Origin of the sequence: Haemophilus haemolyticus (assembly GCF_003352385.1) — a bacterium.
Lineage (GTDB): Bacteria > Pseudomonadota > Gammaproteobacteria > Enterobacterales > Pasteurellaceae > Haemophilus > Haemophilus haemolyticus_I.
The window spans coordinates 469,046-489,406 of sequence record NZ_CP031243.1; the positions used below are offsets into that span (position 1 = coordinate 469,046).

General features: G+C 41.2%; 25 protein-coding genes, 4 tRNA genes and 4 rRNA genes. 20 read left to right on the forward strand and 13 right to left on the reverse strand.

Going from position 1 to position 20,361, the window contains the following annotated elements:
• The first annotated feature begins 90 nt into the window (after positions 1–90).
• On the forward strand, positions 91–945 hold the full coding sequence (gene htpX, locus DV428_RS02345; RefSeq protein ID WP_162837812.1) for a protease HtpX: 855 nt from the start codon (positions 91–93) through the stop codon (positions 943–945).
• A gap of 42 nt (positions 946–987) precedes the next feature.
• On the opposite strand, the gene tusA is transcribed toward htpX, so the two are convergent.
• Positions 988–1,227, reverse strand: coding sequence for a sulfurtransferase TusA (gene tusA / locus DV428_RS02350; protein ID WP_032828119.1), 240 nt, complete (start codon positions 1,225–1,227; stop codon positions 988–990).
• Positions 1,228–1,342: 115 nt separating this feature from the next.
• Between tusA and DV428_RS02355 the strand changes: the two genes are divergently transcribed.
• The 10 genes from DV428_RS02355 to DV428_RS02400 all read left to right on the forward strand — a co-directional run bounded on the left by DV428_RS02355 (position 1,343) and on the right by DV428_RS02400 (position 9,598).
• The gene (locus tag DV428_RS02355; RefSeq protein WP_114908544.1) at positions 1,343–1,963 is read left to right on the forward strand and encodes a YigZ family protein; all 621 of its coding nucleotides are present in this window, start codon (positions 1,343–1,345) and stop codon (positions 1,961–1,963) included.
• A 2-nt stretch (positions 1,964–1,965) separates the two neighbouring features.
• The gene (locus DV428_RS02360) at positions 1,966–3,429 is read left to right on the forward strand and encodes a TrkH family potassium uptake protein (RefSeq protein WP_114908545.1); all 1,464 of its coding nucleotides are present in this window, start codon (positions 1,966–1,968) and stop codon (positions 3,427–3,429) included.
• Positions 3,430–3,782: 353 nt separating this feature from the next.
• Positions 3,783–5,322, forward strand: a 16S ribosomal RNA gene (locus tag DV428_RS02365).
• Positions 5,323–5,401: 79 nt separating this feature from the next.
• Positions 5,402–5,478 (forward strand) — tRNA-Ile (locus DV428_RS02370).
• 85 nt (positions 5,479–5,563) lie between these two features.
• Positions 5,564–5,639: transfer RNA gene (locus tag DV428_RS02375), tRNA-Ala, on the forward strand.
• Between the two features lie 306 nt (positions 5,640–5,945).
• A 23S ribosomal RNA gene (locus DV428_RS02380) occupies positions 5,946–8,955 on the forward strand.
• A gap of 183 nt (positions 8,956–9,138) precedes the next feature.
• Positions 9,139–9,254, forward strand: a 5S ribosomal RNA gene (rrf, locus tag DV428_RS02385).
• Positions 9,255–9,301: 47 nt separating this feature from the next.
• A 5S ribosomal RNA gene (rrf, locus tag DV428_RS02390) occupies positions 9,302–9,417 on the forward strand.
• The 16S, 23S and 5S rRNA genes sit together here with 4 tRNA genes alongside, the layout of an rRNA operon.
• 12 nt (positions 9,418–9,429) lie before the next feature.
• Positions 9,430–9,506 (forward strand) — tRNA-Asp (locus tag DV428_RS02395).
• A gap of 16 nt (positions 9,507–9,522) precedes the next feature.
• Positions 9,523–9,598, forward strand: a tRNA-Trp gene (locus DV428_RS02400).
• 18 nt (positions 9,599–9,616) lie between these two features.
• Here the strand turns inward: DV428_RS02400 and DV428_RS02405 are convergent.
• The 12 genes from DV428_RS02405 to DV428_RS02460 all read right to left on the reverse strand — a co-directional run bounded on the left by DV428_RS02405 (position 9,617) and on the right by DV428_RS02460 (position 16,563).
• Positions 9,617–10,672, reverse strand: coding sequence for a tyrosine-type recombinase/integrase (locus DV428_RS02405; RefSeq protein ID WP_114908546.1), 1,056 nt, complete (start codon positions 10,670–10,672; stop codon positions 9,617–9,619).
• A 238-nt stretch (positions 10,673–10,910) separates the two neighbouring features.
• Positions 10,911–11,432 (reverse strand): MazG-like family protein, encoded by a 522-nt coding sequence (locus tag DV428_RS02415; protein ID WP_114908547.1) that lies wholly within the window; start codon positions 11,430–11,432, stop codon positions 10,911–10,913.
• 12 nt (positions 11,433–11,444) lie between these two features.
• A complete protein-coding gene (locus DV428_RS02420) occupies positions 11,445–11,654 on the reverse strand; it encodes a hypothetical protein (protein ID WP_114908548.1) in 210 nt (69 codons plus the stop codon).
• 10 nt (positions 11,655–11,664) lie between these two features.
• On the reverse strand, positions 11,665–11,856 hold the full coding sequence (locus DV428_RS02425) for a hypothetical protein (protein ID WP_114908549.1): 192 nt from the start codon (positions 11,854–11,856) through the stop codon (positions 11,665–11,667).
• A gap of 18 nt (positions 11,857–11,874) precedes the next feature.
• On the reverse strand, positions 11,875–14,061 hold the full coding sequence (locus tag DV428_RS02430; protein WP_114908550.1) for a replication endonuclease: 2,187 nt from the start codon (positions 14,059–14,061) through the stop codon (positions 11,875–11,877).
• A gap of 9 nt (positions 14,062–14,070) precedes the next feature.
• Positions 14,071–14,379 (reverse strand): hypothetical protein, encoded by a 309-nt coding sequence (locus DV428_RS02435; protein ID WP_005691706.1) that lies wholly within the window; start codon positions 14,377–14,379, stop codon positions 14,071–14,073.
• A gap of 115 nt (positions 14,380–14,494) precedes the next feature.
• Positions 14,495–14,749, reverse strand: coding sequence for an ANR family transcriptional regulator (locus DV428_RS02440; RefSeq protein ID WP_114908551.1), 255 nt, complete (start codon positions 14,747–14,749; stop codon positions 14,495–14,497).
• Positions 14,746–14,907 (reverse strand): hypothetical protein, encoded by a 162-nt coding sequence (locus DV428_RS09610; RefSeq protein ID WP_157997919.1) that lies wholly within the window; start codon positions 14,905–14,907, stop codon positions 14,746–14,748. Before DV428_RS09610 ends, DV428_RS02440 begins: the two co-directional genes overlap by 4 nt.
• A complete protein-coding gene (locus DV428_RS02445) occupies positions 14,900–15,298 on the reverse strand; it encodes a hypothetical protein (RefSeq protein WP_114908552.1) in 399 nt (132 codons plus the stop codon). The genes DV428_RS09610 and DV428_RS02445 overlap by 8 nt, the downstream gene beginning before the upstream one ends.
• A 17-nt stretch (positions 15,299–15,315) precedes the next feature.
• Entirely contained in the window at positions 15,316–15,576 is a 261-nt protein-coding gene (locus DV428_RS02450; RefSeq protein WP_114908553.1) for a hypothetical protein, read from the reverse strand.
• Positions 15,577–15,667: 91 nt separating this feature from the next.
• Entirely contained in the window at positions 15,668–15,958 is a 291-nt protein-coding gene (locus DV428_RS02455; RefSeq protein WP_005633751.1) for a hypothetical protein, read from the reverse strand.
• A 365-nt stretch (positions 15,959–16,323) separates the two neighbouring features.
• Complete coding sequence (locus DV428_RS02460; RefSeq protein ID WP_114908554.1) at positions 16,324–16,563, reverse strand: YdaS family helix-turn-helix protein; 240 nt, start codon at positions 16,561–16,563, stop codon at positions 16,324–16,326.
• 122 nt (positions 16,564–16,685) lie between these two features.
• On the opposite strand from DV428_RS02460, the gene DV428_RS02465 reads away from it, so the two are divergent.
• Genes DV428_RS02465 through DV428_RS02505 form a run of 9 tightly spaced genes read left to right on the forward strand, consistent with a single transcriptional unit; the run spans position 16,686 to position 20,315 of the window.
• The gene (locus DV428_RS02465; RefSeq protein WP_114908555.1) at positions 16,686–17,381 is read left to right on the forward strand and encodes an XRE family transcriptional regulator; all 696 of its coding nucleotides are present in this window, start codon (positions 16,686–16,688) and stop codon (positions 17,379–17,381) included.
• Positions 17,382–17,394: 13 nt separating this feature from the next.
• A complete protein-coding gene (locus DV428_RS02470) occupies positions 17,395–18,075 on the forward strand; it encodes a DUF7424 family protein (RefSeq protein ID WP_114908556.1) in 681 nt (226 codons plus the stop codon).
• A 21-nt stretch (positions 18,076–18,096) separates the two neighbouring features.
• On the forward strand, positions 18,097–18,336 hold the full coding sequence (locus tag DV428_RS02475) for an excalibur calcium-binding domain-containing protein (protein WP_114908557.1): 240 nt from the start codon (positions 18,097–18,099) through the stop codon (positions 18,334–18,336).
• A gap of 49 nt (positions 18,337–18,385) precedes the next feature.
• Positions 18,386–18,625 carry a hypothetical protein gene (locus DV428_RS02480; RefSeq protein ID WP_053465676.1) on the forward strand — a complete coding sequence of 80 codons (240 nt, stop codon included), beginning with the start codon at positions 18,386–18,388 and terminating at the stop codon, positions 18,623–18,625.
• Complete coding sequence (yidD, locus tag DV428_RS02485) at positions 18,625–18,828, forward strand: membrane protein insertion efficiency factor YidD (RefSeq protein WP_114908558.1); 204 nt, start codon at positions 18,625–18,627, stop codon at positions 18,826–18,828. Before DV428_RS02480 ends, yidD begins: the two co-directional genes overlap by 1 nt.
• 56 nt (positions 18,829–18,884) lie before the next feature.
• A complete protein-coding gene (locus tag DV428_RS02490) occupies positions 18,885–19,106 on the forward strand; it encodes an excalibur calcium-binding domain-containing protein (RefSeq protein ID WP_114908559.1) in 222 nt (73 codons plus the stop codon).
• A 52-nt stretch (positions 19,107–19,158) separates the two neighbouring features.
• A complete protein-coding gene (locus tag DV428_RS02495; RefSeq protein WP_114908560.1) occupies positions 19,159–19,653 on the forward strand; it encodes a hypothetical protein in 495 nt (164 codons plus the stop codon).
• Positions 19,650–20,015: a hypothetical protein gene (locus tag DV428_RS02500; RefSeq protein WP_114908561.1), complete on the forward strand. Its 366-nt coding sequence runs from the start codon at positions 19,650–19,652 to the stop codon at positions 20,013–20,015. The genes DV428_RS02495 and DV428_RS02500 overlap by 4 nt, the downstream gene beginning before the upstream one ends.
• Before the next feature lie 3 nt (positions 20,016–20,018).
• Positions 20,019–20,315 (forward strand): hypothetical protein, encoded by a 297-nt coding sequence (locus tag DV428_RS02505; RefSeq protein ID WP_204628264.1) that lies wholly within the window; start codon positions 20,019–20,021, stop codon positions 20,313–20,315.
• Positions 20,316–20,361 lie beyond the last annotated feature (46 nt).

Here is a 20,361-nt window from a genome sequence, read left to right on the forward strand (position 1 = left end):
TGCTGATAACAAAAATTTTATATTACACCTTGAATTTTTTGTGAATTTTCCCAACTAAGGAAATACTTAACCCTAACTTTGAGAGAACACATTATGATGCGTATTCTTCTTTTCTTGGCAACCAATATGGCTGTAATGCTGGTATTAGGTATTATTTTAAGTGTGACTGGTATTGCAGGAAATAGCACCGGCGGCATTTTAATTATGGCTTTGCTATTTGGTTTTGCTGGCTCATTAATTTCCTTATTCCTGTCTAAAACGATGGCATTACGTTCTGTAGATGGAGAGGTGATTACTCAACCTCGTAATCAAACTGAACGTTGGTTAATTGATACCGTTAGTCGCCAAGCGCAGAAAGCGGGGATTCCGATGCCAGACGTGGCGATTTATCATTCACCTGATGTGAATGCTTTTGCTACAGGTGCGACGAAGAGCAATTCTTTAGTTGCGGTTAGTACGGGATTATTAAACAACATGACTGAGGCTGAAGCTGAAGCTGTTTTAGCGCACGAAATTTCCCATATTTCCAATGGGGATATGGTGACTATGGCGTTATTACAAGGCGTATTGAATACTTTCGTGATTTTCTTATCGCGCGTTATTGCAACGGCAGTGGCAAGTTCGCGTAACAATAATGGAGAAGAAACGCGCAGTTCAGGCATTTATTTCTTGGTTTCGATGGTATTGGAAATGCTCTTTGGTGTGCTTGCGAGTATTATCGCAATGTGGTTCTCTCGTTACCGCGAATTCCGTGCAGATGCTGGTTCCGCAAGTTTAGTAGGCAAAGAAAAAATGATCATGGCATTGCAACGTTTGCAACAACTTCACGAACCCCAAAATCTTGAAGGTTCTTTAAATGCCTTTATGATTAATGGAAAACGAAGTGAACTTTTTATGAGTCATCCGCCACTCGAAAAGCGTATTGAAGCCTTACGCAATCTTTAATAATTACAAAAAAATCGGCCGCACTTTAATGAGGCCGATTTTTTATTTTCCTTTTTTCACCCAATATTTGAACGGTGGTTTTTCCACTTCACTTTGCAGTAATGTGTGATCCATAAATTGACAGAAACTTGGAATATCTCTTGTTGTTGCAGGATCGTCAGCAATAATCAAAAGTATTTCGCCATCGTTAAGATGACGAATATTTTTACGAACAAGCATGACAGGTTCTGGACAACGTAATCCTAAAGTATCTAGGGTTTGTGTGATGGAAATTTCAGACATATTCTTTTTTCTTTTGAAAAACAGAGCCATATCATACCGCACTTACGGCAAAATTTCGACAAATCCCAGTCATCAGTGATAGACTAGTGCCATTGAAATTACCTTGAAAAAATAAATGGCGGAATACCTCGTTCCTAAAAGTGCGGTTATTTTTGAAGAAGAAATTAAGAAAAGCCGTTTTATTACTTATTTGCAGCACACCGAAGGTTTAGAAGACGCAAGAGCTTTTTGGGCAAAGATTAAACAAGAACATCCAAATGCTCGGCATCATTGTTGGGCTGCCGTAGCAGGCAAGCCAACAGATTCTCTACAACTTGGTTTTTCTGATGATGGCGAACCTGCTGGAACGGCAGGAAAGCCAATGTTGAGTGCATTGCAAGGTAGTCAATTCGGTGAAATCAGTGCGGTGGTGGTTCGCTATTATGGCGGTATTTTGCTCGGAACAGGTGGATTAGTTCGTGCTTATGGCAATGGCGTTCAACAAGCGTTAAAGTTGATTGAAAGCGAAATTAAAGTTGAACGAACCCCTTTCAAACTTGATTGTGACTATGGTCAGCTAAGTTTGGTGCTACAACTTTGTGAAAAATATCAGGTTGAGATTTTATCTCAAGATTTTCAGGTAAATATTCATTTGATTTTAGGTATTAGTGAAAAAACAGTCGATGTTTTTTCTTCAGAATTAACGGAAAAGTCTGCGGGCAGATTACTTATCCAACTTTTAGAAACAGGCGAATAATAGTGCATATTTTATCGATTATCCGAATTATTGGTATTCTTGTGATGTGTTTTTCTGGCACGATGCTGATTCCAGCATTTGTCGCACTTATTTATGGCGATGGTGGCGGTAAGGCATTTATGCAGGCTTTTATGTTGAGTTTGACGGCGGGCACATTGCTTTGGTGGCCATGCCATCACTATAAACAAGAATTACGATCCCGTGATGGTTTTTTGATCGTTGTGGCTTTTTGGTTAGTTTTAGGAAGCTTGGCAACATTGCCTCTTTTATTATTCGATTCACCACATTTAACTATTGCTTCAGCCGTATTTGAAGCATTTTCTGGCTTAACTACTACTGGTGCAACGGTAATGACGGGGCTGGATAATTTACCTAAATCTATTTTGTTTTATCGTCAGTTTTTACAATGGTTAGGTGGTATGGGGATTATCGTATTGGCTGTGGCGATAATTCCGCTGTTGGGAATTGGTGGGACACAATTATATCGAGCAGAATCTTCAGGCCCTCTTAAAGATCAAAAATCTTTGCCTAAAATTTCAGAAGTGGCGAAAGCTCTATGGATTATTTATGCTTCATTAACTGTTCTTTGTGCCATTGCATATTGGCTATCAGGAATGAATCTTTTTGATGCCATTGGGCATAGTTTTTCGACGATTTCTAATGGGGGGTTTTCAACACATGATGCAAGTATTGGCTATTTTAATCAAGCTTCCATTTATTGGGTTACAACAATTTTTATGCTGATTGGGGGTGTTAATTTTAGTTTACATATTTCCGCTTTTCTTGCACTAGGTAAAAGAAATATTTGGCGAAATTATTGGAAAGATCCCGAATTTCGTTTTTTTCTAACGATGCAAATTATTTTTATTGGTATTGTATCTCTATCTTTATATGGTTATGGTTTAGTTTCAGATATGAACGAGGCAGTAACAAAAGGTGCATTACAATTAACATCAATGTCAATGACTGCTGGTTATACGATTTTTGATATTGATAATCTTCCGCCTTTTATTGGGCTTTTACTGGTAATTTCTGCGGTAATTGGTGGTTGTGGTGGTTCAACAACTGGGGGATTAAAAGCGATACGGACACTTATATTGTGGAAACAAATCGATCGAGAACTGCATAGTTTAATTCATCCAAATTTAGTACAACCAATTCGAATAGGTAAAAATCGTCTAGCACCAAGAATGATAGAAAGTATTTGGGCATTTTTCATTATTTTTATACTGGTTTATTGGGGGTGTGTTTTTGCTGTTATTCTTTGTGGAATGAATGCTTTTGATGCGATGGGAGCCGTATTCGCCACATTAACGAATGCAGGACCGGGACTTGGTTTTATTCACGAAAGTTTTATTGATGTTCCAGAAAGTGCTAAATTAGTCTTTAGTTTTGCTATGATCTGTGGACGTTTAGAAATGTTTTCATTAATCGTGCTGTTTATTCCAAGCTATTGGAAAAAATAATAATTGGAAAATTATTGTATTTTTGACCGCACTTTTTAATGAAATGTTTATATTTCCATCAAAAGATCATTTTTTTAAATATTTTTACAAAAAGTACTTGCAAGGGTTTTAAAAATCCCTATAATGCACCGCACACAACGACGCACTGTTGTGAAATATTTAAGTTTCCACGTGCGTCGTTGTTTTTTGCTCTTTAACAATATATCAGACAATCTGTGTGGGCACTTGTTGATTGACTTGTTTTAAACTATTTTTAATTTTGAAGTCTTAATAGGTGCTTAACTGAAAATTCATAATTACTTTTTAAGTAGTGTTTTATTTATAGCTAAGCAGTTTATTGAGCGATTGAACTTGAATTGAAGAGTTTGATCATGGCTCAGATTGAACGCTGGCGGCAGGCTTAACACATGCAAGTCGAACGGTAGCAGGAGAAAGCTTGCTTTCTTGCTGACGAGTGGCGGACGGGTGAGTAATGCTTGGGAATCTGGCTTATGGAGGGGGATAACTACGGGAAACTGTAGCTAATACCGCGTAGTATCGGAAGATGAAAGTGCGGGACCGCAAGGCCGCATGCCATGAGATGAGCCCAAGTGGGATTAGGTAGTTGGTGGGGTAAAGGCCTACCAAGCCTGCGATCTCTAGCTGGTCTGAGAGGATGGCCAGCCACACTGGAACTGAGACACGGTCCAGACTCCTACGGGAGGCAGCAGTGGGGAATATTGCGCAATGGGGGGAACCCTGACGCAGCCATGCCGCGTGAATGAAGAAGGCCTTCGGGTTGTAAAGTTCTTTCGGTATTGAGGAAGGGATGTGTGCTAATAGTACACATCATTGACGTTAAATACAGAAGAAGCACCGGCTAACTCCGTGCCAGCAGCCGCGGTAATACGGAGGGTGCGAGCGTTAATCGGAATAACTGGGCGTAAAGGGCACGCAGGCGGTTATTTAAGTGAGGTGTGAAAGCCCCGGGCTTAACCTGGGAATTGCATTTCAGACTGGGTAACTAGAGTACTTTAGGGAGGGGTAGAATTCCACGTGTAGCGGTGAAATGCGTAGAGATGTGGAGGAATACCGAAGGCGAAGGCAGCCCCTTGGGAATGTACTGACGCTCATGTGCGAAAGCGTGGGGAGCAAACAGGATTAGATACCCTGGTAGTCCACGCTGTAAACGCTGTCGATTTGGGGATTGGGCTTTGAGCTTGGTGCCCGTAGCTAACGTGATAAATCGACCGCCTGGGGAGTACGGCCGCAAGGTTAAAACTCAAATGAATTGACGGGGGCCCGCACAAGCGGTGGAGCATGTGGTTTAATTCGATGCAACGCGAAGAACCTTACCTACTCTTGACATCCATGGAATCCTGTAGAGATACGGGAGTGCCTTCGGGAACCATGAGACAGGTGCTGCATGGCTGTCGTCAGCTCGTGTTGTGAAATGTTGGGTTAAGTCCCGCAACGAGCGCAACCCTTATCCTTTGTTGCCAGCGATACGGTCGGGAACTCAAAGGAGACTGCCAGTGATAAACTGGAGGAAGGTGGGGATGACGTCAAGTCATCATGGCCCTTACGAGTAGGGCTACACACGTGCTACAATGGCGTATACAGAGGGTGGCGAAACTGCGAGGTGGAGCGAATCTCAGAAAGTACGTCTAAGTCCGGATTGGAGTCTGCAACTCGACTCCATGAAGTCGGAATCGCTAGTAATCGCGAATCAGAATGTCGCGGTGAATACGTTCCCGGGCCTTGTACACACCGCCCGTCACACCATGGGAGTGGGTTGTACCAGAAGTAGATAGCTTAACCTTTTGGAGGGCGTTTACCACGGTATGATTCATGACTGGGGTGAAGTCGTAACAAGGTAACCGTAGGGGAACCTGCGGTTGGATCACCTCCTTACCAAAGACGAGAGACAGCGAGTGCTCACACAGATTGCCTGATAGTTGTAGACAAATGAGCAGAAGAAAGCATTACCCTTGGGTCTGTAGCTCAGGTGGTTAGAGCGCACCCCTGATAAGGGTGAGGTCGGTGGTTCAAGTCCACTCAGACCCACCACTCTGAGAGTGAGTGAAGCGAAAGGTGTAGTGTAAATAAATAATAACTAAAACATAAATGATTAGTTATTAAATTATGATGAAATGGGGATATAGCTCAGCTGGGAGAGCGCCTGCCTTGCACGCAGGAGGTCAGCGGTTCGATCCCGCTTATCTCCACCACTTATCATCGTTAAGTAAATTTATTCATTTAGTTTATTTAACGATGATAACTGAAAAGTTTTATCAACTGTTCTTTAAAAAATTGGAAACAAGCTGAAAACAAGAGATTTTCGAGAGAAAGTCTGAGTAGGCAAGGCAGGAAAGTGAAAGAGGGAACTGAGAAGGAAACTCTGAAAGCAAACCTGTTTTGCATAAAATCTTGATTGAACAAAAGCAATCAAGTGTTTAGTTGAATGAACATACGCATCAAATTGACCGTACTTTGAAGTGAAAACGTAAAGTGATTGAAAACATTTGAGGTTGTATAGTTAAGTGACTAAGCGTACAAGGTGGATGCCTTGGCAATCAGAGGCGAAGAAGGACGTGCTAATCTGCGAAAAGCTTGGATGAGTCGATAAGAGGCGTTTAATCCAAGATATCCGAATGGGGAAACCCAGTAGATGAAGAATCTACTATCAACAAGTGAATACATAGTTTGTTGAGGCAAACCGGGAGAACTGAAACATCTAAGTACCCCGAGGAAAAGAAATCAACCGAGATTTCGTTAGTAGCGGCGAGCGAACGCGAAGGAGCCTGTTAGTGATAATGACAGAGACAGAGGAACAAGCTGGGAAGCTTAGCGACACAGGGTGATAGCCCCGTACTCGAAGTCCAGGTCATGGTACTAAGCTAACGATAAGTAGGGCGGGACACGTGATATCCTGTTTGAAGATGGGGGGACCATCCTCCAAGGCTAAATACTCCTGATTGACCGATAGTGAACCAGTACTGTGAAGGAAAGGCGAAAAGAACCCCGGTGAGGGGAGTGAAATAGAACCTGAAACCTTGTACGTACAAGCAGTGGGAGCCTGAAAGGGTGACTGCGTACCTTTTGTATAATGGGTCAGCGACTTATATTTTGTAGCGAGGTTAACCGAATAGGGGAGCCGAAGGGAAACCGAGTCTTAACTGGGCGAATAGTTGCAAGGTATAGACCCGAAACCCGGTGATCTAGCCATGGGCAGGTTGAAGGTTGGGTAACACTAACTGGAGGACCGAACCGACTAATGTTGAAAAATTAGCGGATGACTTGTGGCTGGGGGTGAAAGGCCAATCAAACCGGGAGATAGCTGGTTCTCCCCGAAATCTATTTAGGTAGAGCCTTGAGCGGACACCTTTGGGGGTAGAGCACTGTTTCGGCTAGGGGTCCATCCCGGATTACCAACCCGATGCAAACTACGAATACCAAAGAGTGATACTCAGGAGACACACGGCGGGTGCTAACGTCCGTCGTGGAGAGGGAAACAACCCAGACCGCCAGCTAAGGTCCCCAAGTCTATATTAAGTGGGAAACGAAGTGGGAAGGCTTAGACAGCTAGGATGTTGGCTTAGAAGCAGCCATCATTTAAAGAAAGCGTAATAGCTCACTAGTCGAGTCGGCCTGCGCGGAAGATGTAACGGGGCTGAAATATAGCACCGAAGCTGCGGCATCAGGCGTATCACTAATACGCCTTACGATTAACAACATGGAATGACGCGAAGCGACATGAAATGTTGTTCAAGCAACCCGAACGTTGAGTCGGGCATCTTTGAGTGAGGATTATTAGTGATACGTCTGTTGGGTAGGGGAGCGTTGTGTAAGCGGATGAAGGTTAATCGAGAGGTTGGCTGGACGTATCACAAGTGCGAATGCTGACATAAGTAACGATAAAACGGGTGAAAAACCCGTTCGCCGGAAGACCAAGGGTTCCTGTCCAACGTTAATCGGGGCAGGGTGAGTCGGCCCCTAAGGCGAGGCTGAAGAGCGTAGTCGATGGGAAACAGGTTAATATTCCTGTACTTGGTAAAGCTGCGATGTGGGGACGGAGTAGGTTAGGTTATCGCACTGTTGGATATGTGCGTTTAAGTTGGTAGGTGGGAAGTTTAGGCAAATCCGGACTTCCTTAACACTGAGAGATGATGACGAGGCTCTACGGAGCTGAAGTAACTGATACCACACTTCCAGGAAAAGCCACTAAGCGAAAGGCTTTACTAAACCGTACTGAAAACCGACACAGGTGGTCAGGTAGAGAATACTCAGGCGCTTGAGAGAACTCGGGTGAAGGAACTAGGCAAAATAGCACCGTAACTTCGGGAGAAGGTGCGCCGGCGTAGATTGTAAGGGCTAGCCCCTGAAGGTTGAACCGGTCGAAGATACCAGCTGGCTGCAACTGTTTATTAAAAACACAGCACTCTGCAAACACGAAAGTGGACGTATAGGGTGTGATGCCTGCCCGGTGCTGGAAGGTTAATTGATGGTGTAATCGAAAGAGAAGCTCCTGATCGAAGCCCCAGTAAACGGCGGCCGTAACTATAACGGTCCTAAGGTAGCGAAATTCCTTGTCGGGTAAGTTCCGACCTGCACGAATGGCATAATGATGGCCAGGCTGTCTCCACCCGAGACTCAGTGAAATTGAAATCGCCGTGAAGATGCGGTGTACCCGCGGCTAGACGGAAAGACCCCGTGAACCTTTACTATAGCTTGACACTGAACATTGAATTTTGATGTGTAGGATAGGTGGGAGACTTAGAAGTAGTCACGCCAGTGATTATGGAGTCGTCCTTGAAATACCACCCTTTAACGTTTGATGTTCTAACGAAGATTGCGGAACGCGGTCTCGGACAGTGTCTGGTGGGTAGTTTGACTGGGGCGGTCTCCTCCCAAAGCGTAACGGAGGAGCACGAAGGTTTGCTAATCACGGTCGGACATCGTGAGGTTAGTGCAATGGTATAAGCAAGCTTAACTGCGAGACAGACAAGTCGAGCAGGTACGAAAGTAGGTCATAGTGATCCGGTGGTTCTGAATGGAAGGGCCATCGCTCAACGGATAAAAGGTACTCCGGGGATAACAGGCTGATACCGCCCAAGAGTTCATATCGACGGCGGTGTTTGGCACCTCGATGTCGGCTCATCACATCCTGGGGCTGAAGTAGGTCCCAAGGGTATGGCTGTTCGCCATTTAAAGTGGTACGCGAGCTGGGTTTAGAACGTCGTGAGACAGTTCGGTCCCTATCTGCCGTGGGCGTTGGAGAATTGGTTGGGGCTGCTCCTAGTACGAGAGGACCGGAGTGGACGCACCACTGGTGTTCCGGTTGTGTCGCCAGACGCATTGCCGGGTAGCTAAGTGCGGAAGAGATAAGTGCTGAAAGCATCTAAGCACGAAACTTGCCAAGAGATGAGTTCTCCCACACATCAAGTGTGTAAGGGTTGTTTAAGACTAAGACGTAGATAGGCAGGGTGTGTAAGTGATGTGAGTCATTGAGCTAACCTGTACTAATTGCCCGAGAGGCTTAACTATACAACGCTCAAGTGTTTTTGGAAAAGAGCGTAAGAGAAGACTAGACAAACAAATCAAATAAGAAGACTCAATAGAACGAAAATCGAGCTTAGCTTGTAGCCAATAAGAACGAGTGAAAGGTCGAGTAAGAGCTGACTGAGTAGCGAGAGATAGAAGAGAAAAGACAAGTTATCAAAGAATTATCCTGGCGGCGATAGTGCGGTGGAACCACCTGACACCATACCGAACTCAGAAGTGAAACGCTGTAATGCCGATGGTAGTGTGGGGCATCCCCATGTGAGAGTAGGGCACCGCCAGGTTTATTTTTTTAGTTTATTCATTGAGTAAATTAAAAAAATAAAAAATTTTTGGCAGAGATAGTGCAATAGATCCACCTGATACCATACCGAACTCAGAAGTGAAATGTTATAACGCTGATGGTAGTGTGGGGTATCCTCATGTGAGAGTAAGGCACTGCCAATTACCACGTTTAGCGGAGTGGTAGTTCAGCTGGTTAGAATACCTGCCTGTCACGCAGGGGGTCGCGGGTTCGAGTCCCGTCCATTCCGCCAATTTATTCATACCAATAGGGGCGTAGTTCAATTGGTAGAGCACCGGTCTCCAAAACCGGGTGTTGGGAGTTCGAGCCTCTCCGCCCCTGCCATTAAAAAACCTTTCATTTTCAATAATTTACTACATTGTAAAAATTTTCTTGTGAGAAATCATCGTATTCGTGTGGCGTAAATGTGACATTGTTCGCAAACTCTATCATGTGATCTGCATTTAAATGTGCATATTTCTTTACCATTTCTAATGTTTCCCAACCACCCATTTCTTTTAACGTATAAAGCGGTGTACCTGCTTGAACATGCCAACTTGCCCAAGTATGGCGTAAATCATGAAAGCGAAAATTATGAATATTGCTTTTTTCTAATGCTTGATGGAAATCATGCCAATCAATACGCCCAATTTGTTTATTAGTACCACGATGAAAAACAAATTCACTGCGGCGAGTTTGGTATAATTTTTGCAATAAATCCAAAGCAGTGTTATTCAACGGTAATGCTCTTGCTTTACCTGATTTCGCTACATCATTTGAAACAATTGCGATGCTACGTTCAAAATCCACTTTATCCCATGTCATTGATAAAATCTCTGTCATACGTGCTCCAGTGAATAAAGCAAAAGAACAAACATTTTTCATCCACGCTAAATTTAAATTTGAAATCAGTGTTGTGGCTTGCTCTTTTGTAATCCAACGCACGCGGACTTTTGGCTCAACGAATTTTTTCACATAAGGGATTCTATCAATCCAACCATTTTTATAAGCCAGTGAAAGCACCCGCAAAATAGACGTGCGATAGCGGTTTTTTGTCGAAGGCGACAATGGTTTTTTATGAGTGGTTGAGTATGTCGGCAAATTAGTCATAATATCTTCGCCTGTAATATCACTCAATTTCCAACCGCCAAAAACAGAACGCCAATAAATGGCGTGTCTGCGGTTAGTATCAAAATCCTTTTTCAACTTGGCATCTTCCACAAATAATAACAATGCTTCTTCAAAGAGTTTAGGTGGTTTCTGATTAAGGTGCGCCATATCCCATAATTCTGCTTTGATCTTATCGTGTAATTCTTGTGCCTTTTTCTTTACTTCAGTCCCAGTGCTTCGTCTAATTCGTTCGCCACTCGGTGTTGTAATATCGAGCCAATATGTACTTCCTCTCTTGTAGATTGACATTTATTTTTTCCTCCATTTTTTATATCAGTCAATCCAACCAATCGGATGACATTATTTTTTCTTTTTCTACAACGGTCAAGATCTTCCCTAAAAACTCGCCACGCTTTCGAACCTTCCATTTGAAAAAAGCCCCATTTAAAACGGTGAGCGAAAACAGTGCTGTAACTCAAATTAAGGAGGTTGGCCACCTCCTTTATCGTTAACGTGCGCTCGGATTTTGTTGTGTTTTCCTCCGTAATCACAAATCCCCCTCTTTCACAAACACACCATCAATCATACGTCCTTTGCGGTCTTTGATTTCATCCCAAGCGGCTTGCACACAATCTGTTAGCATTAAATTATATTTTCTGCTAATTAATTTAAGTGATAAGCAAGGACACCCGAATATAGCATCAATTTTTGTCGGCATTTCTAGGTTTTGACCCATTAATTCACTTGCGAGCATACCAAGGCTAACGACTGTTTCTGCGATAATTTCTTCAACGTCTAATTCAAAAACAGGTTGAAATGAATCTAGATTACTAATTGTTTCTAAGACGCTATCAATATGATTTTGCTTAGCCAAAATCACCATCACCACAAAACAATCACCAATGCTATCTTTGATTTTCTCTTTATCGTTTCGTGCGATACCTGCACAAAGCTCGCCAAATTCTTCCATTAATTTAATGAATTGTTTTTGTGGGGTAGAACCCCCAATCAAATTGCGATCTTCCGCCCATTGTTCAATGTTTTTTATAAGATGTTGTAATTCTGCCATTTTTCTTTCCTTTCAATCTCTATCTTTAATCACATTAGGTACTTCCACAATTAGGATTCGCTCCGGTGGAATTTTTAAATATTTTCTGTAATGGTCTGCGATTTCTTCGGCTTCACTATAAGTCACGGTTGTTCGGCTTCCCCTCCCAACTCGCCATTCTCTAGCAAATTCACACTCCAGCACCACATATCGCTTACCATCAATTAACTGAATATTGATCATGGTATTTTCCTTAATCCTGCGGAACATTTTCAATCTTTACCCATTTAGGTTCATTTCTACGAGAACCAACAGCATTTAACCATCTACGCCATAATGTTCCGTCATTGCACAGAGCAAAAATTGTTTCTGATAGTTGTAAATCATCGCATTCTTTGTCATAACCCATAGATTCAGACACAGCAATTTGAACAATTTTTCTCATTTTTAACCTCACTTTTAATTAATTTAACCTAAAATCCCCCAAGCTCTCGCCCCAACCAAAGGCTTGAGCCAACGGAATTTTTTCTTCTTTTATGAAAACTTCATCGTTTTCACAACAAATCCACCGATAGTCATTAAGCCGTAACCGTCCATGGCGCATTAAAAGGTCAATTTGTGACGGTTTTAATGGCGAACCAATAGGCAACATCAATATACTTGCTTGTTGTTCAATTTTTGAACGGTTACAGTTATTGACACAAGTCCAAGCGGCGCGATGCGCCTTGTTTGTTTCGGTGGACTCCGAATGAAGTGCGGTGGAACCCAACGCACTTTTCGCTGATTTAATCACCCAGTTTTTTAACTTGGTGATGATTTTCTTTTCTGTGAATCTGTTTTTTACTCCCACAATTTTCTTACGAATCTCCCCGTATTTATTCGGCTCGCATTCTTCATACTCAATACAAATTGGTTGATCACAACGTTTTGTCATTGCGCCACCTTGCACTTTTAAATAACTACCAAAACAACTCACATCAGCCACCGTGCGACCAATATCCAATACTTCATCGTCCGCAACGGCTGCCATGGCATCATCAATTTTGCGAAGTTCACGCCAAGTCGAAATTGACGGTGTGCCGTAAAACTGGAATTGACGAATGCCCCAAAGATTTGCCCACGCACTGACACGTTGTACGTTTTCAAGTAATGTCAGATTTTCTACTTCATCGGACATTTCTTTGCCTTGCTTACCTGCATAGATATTCTTGGCGATGTATTTCGCCACATAGCCAATGGCAGAACCTTTGGTTGGGTCAATTTCTTCTACTTTGAAACGGTATTTTTTCGCCCCAAATTCATCGCCATCTAATTCCAATGCTTTCTTGCGGAATAGATGAATAACATCATCTTTATGTTCAGGTTTTACATACATCAGCAAGTGCCAATGCGGTGTGCCATCGTGATGCGGTTCAACGCCACGAAAGCCAAAAAAACCGATCCTACGTTTGGCAAACTGTGCACGTAACTGTGCCCACACTTTATTTAAGTAACGTTGCGTGTCACGAGGGCTTGCGCCTTGCCATTTTTTATTGTTTTTGCCTGTTTCATGCGTCGCGTGAAAAGAGGATGGGGCAGTCAGCGTAAGAAAGAGTGACACAAATGAATTTTCTATCGCCCATTCATCAATACCACGCAAGCGGTTCATGGTTTCCTGAAAACGGATAGCAGGATTTGCCACAGATTTTTTCCACATTTCAATCAACGGCATTTGTTCGGTGCTATCGTCTAGATTTTCCAACACCATTTGTTGCAGATATTCGAGGTTATCTGCACGTTGCGCACGGTAATCATTAAATGCGGTTTGCGACACATAAGGACTCACTTTGGCAGAAACTGCACCACAGCCAATCTCCACATGTTCTTTCAATCGTTTTTGTGCCGTAGTAAGTTGACGTTTCCAATGTTTTGGGCAAACTGATTTATTCAGATCAACCTCAATGTCATTTACATCTAAGAAACGGTTATCTTGATAAGCGAACCAGTGTTTTAACGGAAAACCAATATCTGCACACACTTCGCCCACTAAGCGATAAAGGTCACGAGAAAGTGCGGTGAAATCATCAAGAGATATTTCCCCACGTTCTTTCCGCTCGGCTTGTTCGGTGACAAAATCAGACTGTAATTTCGTAAACAACATGGCTAATTTGTCTGCCATTTCTTTTAGCTGATGTTCACCTAATAAATAAAACGGAAAGTTAGCCGCCTTTTTGCCTTTGGAAAGTGCGACCGTTTGTGAATGCGTATCACGGTCAATCAACCAATCAAGGCTAACCTGATAATGTTGAAAAACGGCTTTCAAGCGATTAGTGAGGATTTCACGCAAATAGGTATTGGCATACGCTGCCTGTTTATTACCAAATTTAAACCCGATAGAACCATCATCTTTCACACCGTTGAACGCACGCAACCACACATGGCGAAAATGCTCACGTTGGCGTTTGCGAGGGAGCGCAGAAAGCAGTTTTTCAACATAATCGAACTGGTGCGGCGCAACAGAAAACAATTCCATTTGCGCCGATGTCGCTTGAGCAGCATCTAAAGTGCGGTCAACATTCACCGCACTTTGCATCATCACTGCACGTGCATCTGCCATCGCTTGCTCACGTTTGGCAAGGTTGGCATTGCACTCAAGTTCCCAGTTCATCATCAAGCATCCTTACATTGCCGTATTGGCTAAATATTCACTGTGATATTCAAAATATTCTTTGATTTTGTTGTTGGTCGAACTCACTGCACTGAGTAATTCTTCCAAACTCAACATTTCATATTGGGCTAAGTCATAACGGCGTACTTCTTCGATTGCGCCCCAAATTGTGTTGTGTAAATTGCCCACGGTTCTTGTTTTTTGTTTGCCATACCAACTATCTTGATCACCAATCACTTCAACCACTTGAAAGCGGGTGCCTATGGGTAAAATTTCTAGCGTTGCGCCACAATCTAGAGCGATACAAATATTGTTTTCCATCATTCCTCCTTACCAGCGTCTATCTAACGAATCGACAATAAACTCAATTAATCCCATTACGGTGATAGTTGCACCAAGCACAGCAAATACCGCCACGAAAAACATCATAAAAAGCTCACTCATCACGTTTCCCCATAAATTGTTTAAAGTCATATTGGCGGGTCTTTTCTAGTCTGATTTGCCCTTCCTCAATCGCTTTTTTGAAACAATATTCAGCGCGTGCAAAGCTCCAGTTTGTTTGAGTTTCGGTTGGTGCAGCTATCCACGCTGAACGCCATTGTTTTGCGGCTAACCCATAATTGCCTTGTTGCTCACTTTCTTTTGCGTGTTGCGCATGGTCTAAATAAGTTTTAATCGCTAATTTTTTCATTTTGCATTTCTCGCTAAGTAAACCGTCATATTGGCGGATTCGATGATTTTTGAATAAACAAGCGCGGCGATGTCATCTTTCCCTTGTTGTTTTAAATGTCCCCACAAAGCTAAAAAACGACGATATTTGCGATACCATTTCTGTGCGGATTTATTCATTTGGGTTTCCATTTTTATCCTCCTGAGTATCAATTTGAGTAAATTCCCGCTCTGTTACGCCTTGTGAAAACATTCCCGAAAGTAGCCGCACTTTACGTAGTGCACGGGCTATTTTGCGTTGTCCTTGTTCTGTGTAGTGATGGAGCTTAGTGCCTGTTAAATGCCCTGCACGTAAATCTGAAAAATCTAAATCGGCTAATTCCAACAGCATTTCTCGAAAGCCTTGTTGTAAACTGTCAAACTCTCGTTCTACACGGAATTGGCTTTTACTTAACGAGTGCAGCACATCATCAAAACTTCGGATTTCAGGCACCTTTACTTGATTTACACGGCACCATTTTTCAGCGGCAGATTCCGTTTCATCGTCAAAGCAATAAGGCATTAAGACCATCACTCACCCCCATTCATTTATTTACGGAACCACCGTGCAACGCGTTGGAAAATGCTTTGTTCACGTGCCCACTGATCTTCTTCAAGTAACGCAATGCGATCACTTAGCGATTCATTCAGCAATACTTGCTGGGCATTCACGTTTGCTTGGTGAGAAATTGCTCGTTGCAACAGTTGAATGTTGCGAGCCTGTTCTTGCACGGTTTTGTTTAACTGCCACACATTCACACGGTTATGGCGTTTTTTACCGTTGTCATACACATAATTACTGCTTGCCATTTGCTCAAACTCCTAAATTTTGGTTGCAAAAATCCTGTCGCATGAATTTCTTCAAACGACCATGTTTAAATTACGGTTGGAAAATTAAGAATTAATCCGTAGGGATTTCGATTTGCCGTTCGTCTATTGCTGGTAACTTGCCTTGCTTACGCATTTGACGTTCTTTTGCCCACTGTTCGGCTGTTTTGAAATTCTGAATTAATGCCGGTGTAAATGTACCGATACTAATATTGCGAATTTCTGTCCAGAGTTCGAAATGAACTCGACCACAGCTTTTGCAATAGCATTCAGAAACAATGGTATTTTCTGCCTTTCTAGAGGTTCTCGTCCCAATCTGATCGCTACCACATCCTGGACATAATGCATCGACTTTTGCTGCCATATCACACACCTTCTTCTGTCCTATACTCTCCACATTCCCCAATATGGATTGCACGGTTATTAAAATTAAAAGATAATCAACACCATAAAGCACGACACCATTGAAAATAACGCCACGAGGTATGCCATGCTGACTCGATTTTTACGATTTCTCATATTTATCCTTAACTGGTCTATTGTTGCTGGAATTGTTTGGCTTAATGTCATCTTATTAAGTAACAATCCCACTCTTACCCTGCTTGATTACACCTTTAACCCACGCCAACTGTGTTTTTTAAATGCGTTGTTAATGGGTTTATTCACTTACAAAGAACGCCACTGCATAAAACAAGAAATCATTCGTTTCGTTCGTTGGTTTAAAAATCTTTAATTCCCTTCAAACACCTGTTTCAGACTTTCGTAAATGGTTGGCCAATCTACATCGGGTCTTAGTTCGGTTGGGTTTACTTCAAAATTTGTGGCGTGGATGATGTGAGAAATATGCGTAACGTCCATATTTGTGCCATTTAGCCATTTAAAAACTGTCGGTTGGCTTACATTGCAAGCTTTCGCAACAACTGCTTGGCTACCACAAATCTTTACTGCAGTTTTTATCCCTTTATTCACATCCATACCTTTTGTTATTGAAACTATAAAAATAATAATAGCTAAAGTTATAGTTGTCAATAGCTAATAGTTTGTTTATTTTTATAACTTAAGTTATATACTTAATAACAAGGAGAAATATTATGACAACTTTAGCTGAACGCCTTACCTCAATCATGTCCGAAAAAGGCTTGTCTCAAGCTGAATTAGCTAGAATGACTGGGCTTAAACAACCTTCTGTTTTTAAAATTGTTAGTGGGCAAACTTTAAACCCAAAAAATATCGTTGAGATTGCGACCGCACTTGGTGTGGATGTGAATTGGTTAAAAACTGGAGAAGGGGAGCCAATCGCTCAAGGTTCGATTATTTCTTCTTTAGTAAGTACAGATAGCGACGAACATCATCGTTTTCGTGTTGATTATCTTGATGTGCAAGCGGCAGCGGGTCATTCTGGGATTGAAAATGCAGACTATCCTGAAGTGATTCAGTCCATTTATTTTTCCAAGGAAGGATTATTAGAAATCGTGGGTAAAAGTACCAATGATGGTATCAGCCTTATTAATGTGCCGACTGATAGTATGGTGCCAACCATCAACAAAGGCGACATTGTTTTTGTTGATACCAAAGTCAATTATTACACTGGCGAGGGCGTGTATTTCTTTTTGCTCAACGGCGGTGCTTACATTAAACGTTTGATGAAATTACCCACTGGGGTTTACCGAGCCATATCCGATAACAGTGTTTATCCTGATTTTGATATATCAGATGAGTTATTTGATACCGCTGTAATTATCGGTAAATTTATTAAAGTGCTACCGATTAATCCGAGGGATTTATAGGGGAGATACCGCAATGAAAAAACTATTCGCTTTAACATTATGTGCAATGGCTGTGGTGGGGTGTAAAACCGAAATTGAAAAAGATGTGTCATTAAAAAATTTACTTAATGAGCCAATAAAAACAGAAACTGCATTATTGAATATTGAGATTCCTGCCTGTAGCTCCCACGAAGATAGCCGAAATCCCTCTGATAGTCTAATCAGAATCCAACAAACAATCCCTTCAGTATTTACTAAAGCTAAATATAAAGAATGTTTTAAGAAAAAATTTGATTCTTTCGCTAGTTTTGAAATTCCTATTGGTGTAGGTGCTGTCCTTGAAAAACCAAATTTTGAAAATGAAATTAATATTTATAGCGTTGGTAATAGAAAACTAAATGTAAGAACCGATCAAAATTTAGCAAAAAGAATTCGTGATTTTGTGAAGTCTGAACATATTTCTGATTTAGAAATGATTGTTTCGTTAAATATAGTAAATGATACCGAACAAGAGCAATCTTTTGCTGTGTTGTCATCTTATCTTGATGGTCTCCCTCTTTCTTATTTTCCTAGTATTTCTTACAAACCAGGAGATAAATTCAATATTCGCTTATCTAATGTGGCTGCGGATATGTTATGGAAAAATGAAAATCAAAAGTTGAATTACACAACAGTTCTAACAACGCCATTCAAAGTAGATGAAATAACAAAATAATGAACTTAATAAGGAGTTTTTATGAAAAAAATTATCTTAATTTTAACCGCACTTTCCCTTGCTGTATCACCTGCAGTATTTGCTAAGGCGCATAAAAAATCGAATTCTGAATCAGAACAGCAATTCAGTTGTAATGATGGAAAGCGAGTATGTGGAGATATGGAAAGTTGCGATGATGCAATGTTTCATCTTAAACAATGTGGTATGAAAAAGCTTGATCGCGACCACGATGGCGTGCCTTGTGAGAGTATTTGTCAGTGAAGATGAAGAAGTGGTGATTTATTTTAAACAAACCTAAGGAAAATTTATTATGTTATACGAATATAAAATGATTCAAGCTGCGCCACATATTATTGCGCAAAGAAAGAACATTCAAACTGCCGCAGCAGACTATTTACAAGAACTGGTGAATGAACAGGCTAGATTAGGCTGGGAGTTTTTCAGAATAGATGATTTTTCTACTGAAGAAGCAGCAGGGTGCTTTTCAGGTGGGAAAACAACATCTAAAGTTCATAAAGTTATCACTTTTAGACGTGAAAAAAATGATTGATGGCTTGGCTTAGTATTCAACTTATCTTGCTTTATCAATATCTTGCACCGCAAAAAATTCGTGATGCCTGTCGGTTTGAACCGAGCTGTTCAAACTATGCGATTTTAGCCTTGCGGAAATATGGTTTTCTTCGTGGTTGGAAGATGGCTTTCAATCGGCTGAAGCGGTGCAAATATCCGAATGGTGGTGATGATTACCCTTAACGTGTATCCACTGTTCGTTTTTCAGTATCACTATAAAATTTGGACAACCTAAGAAAATGAAAAAAATCATCTTAATTTTAACCGCACTTTGTTTGATTTCTTCCCCAACCCTTGCCAAAAGTAAAAAAGCAGATGCAGCGCAGTTTAGTTGTGAGGACACTAAATATTGCAAAGAAATGCGTTCTTGCGCTGAAGCTAAATATCACTTGAACGAATGCGGCGAAAGCCGTTTAGATCGGGATGGGGATGGTGTGCCTTGTGAGAATGTGTGCCGATGAAGATGAAGAAGTGGTAGCGATTAACCCGAGGGATTTGTAGAGGAGATAAAAAATGAAAAATATGATTAGTTCTAATTATAAGCAATCTATCTTTAATCGTTTTAAAGGGTATTTAAGATTTTTAAATGAGCACCCAGAGTTTTACCTTGTGTCAATAATCTATTCGTTTTTACCTGATTTTTTAAAAGGGAAGACCTTTTGTGAGGCATTTTCAGCATTAATACCTTTAATTCCTTTGCTTATAGCCTATGTATTGGCTAAATGTATATTTATTTTAAAAGGTGGAAAAGTATTAACGTGTATTCTATGTTTTTCGGCTTGTTTTTATATTTTTAGTTATACACATATGATCGCAATTAAAACTGTAAATGAAATACAAAATGATTATATGAGTTCTTATATATTGAACTTCTTTGTAGATAAAACGCCTGAATATATATCCTATTTAATATTGTTCGGGTATACCATCTTACCTTCTTTACCTGTACTTGGATTGTTTTGGAATATGTATAAGAAAGCTCAAGTAGCTCACAAGGAGAAAAAATGACAGATAACTTATTTACAACAGAAATGTTCAGTGATTATCTAAACATTAAGAAAATCAGCAATATTTGTCCTTGTTGTAATCAGAACCTGGAAAATTATGTGGCAAGGGGAATGGAATTTCGAGCAAATGTGATTGAGAATGGCAAAATAGTGCCGTCTTCTGATGAAAATGACAATGTTGGGTTAGGTCTTCCTTATACCGTGATTGATGCAAACGGTTTGCTTACGGGTATTCGTGATGGTGCATATGGGGTCTTTTTGTTTCGTTGTGAAAATTGTGGCTTTGTGCGTGCATTTGATGCGGCGTTTGTCAAAATGGAATATAGCCTATTAAAACGTGAAGAAGCGAGCCAAAAGGAGTAGAATATGGCAAATAAAAGTCATCTTTATATCGTTGATGATGATACAGCACAAGTTACCCCTACAGGGTTTAACGGAGGAGAGCCGCCTATGTCTCATTTAGAAAAACGCGTTGAGAAGTTAGAAGAGCAATATTTGAAAATTTACACCGATCTTGAAATTATCAAATCTAATTATGCGACAAAATCAGATGTATCAGATGCAATCTCCCTACAAACAAAATGGATTGCAGGTACGATTATAGGTGCATTGGTGTTAGGTATTGGAGCAATGTCAGCAATTTTGAAATGGTTGATTGTATAATGTGTAAAAAAATAAAACTGCCTGCGTGAACTCGTGGGCTTTTTTG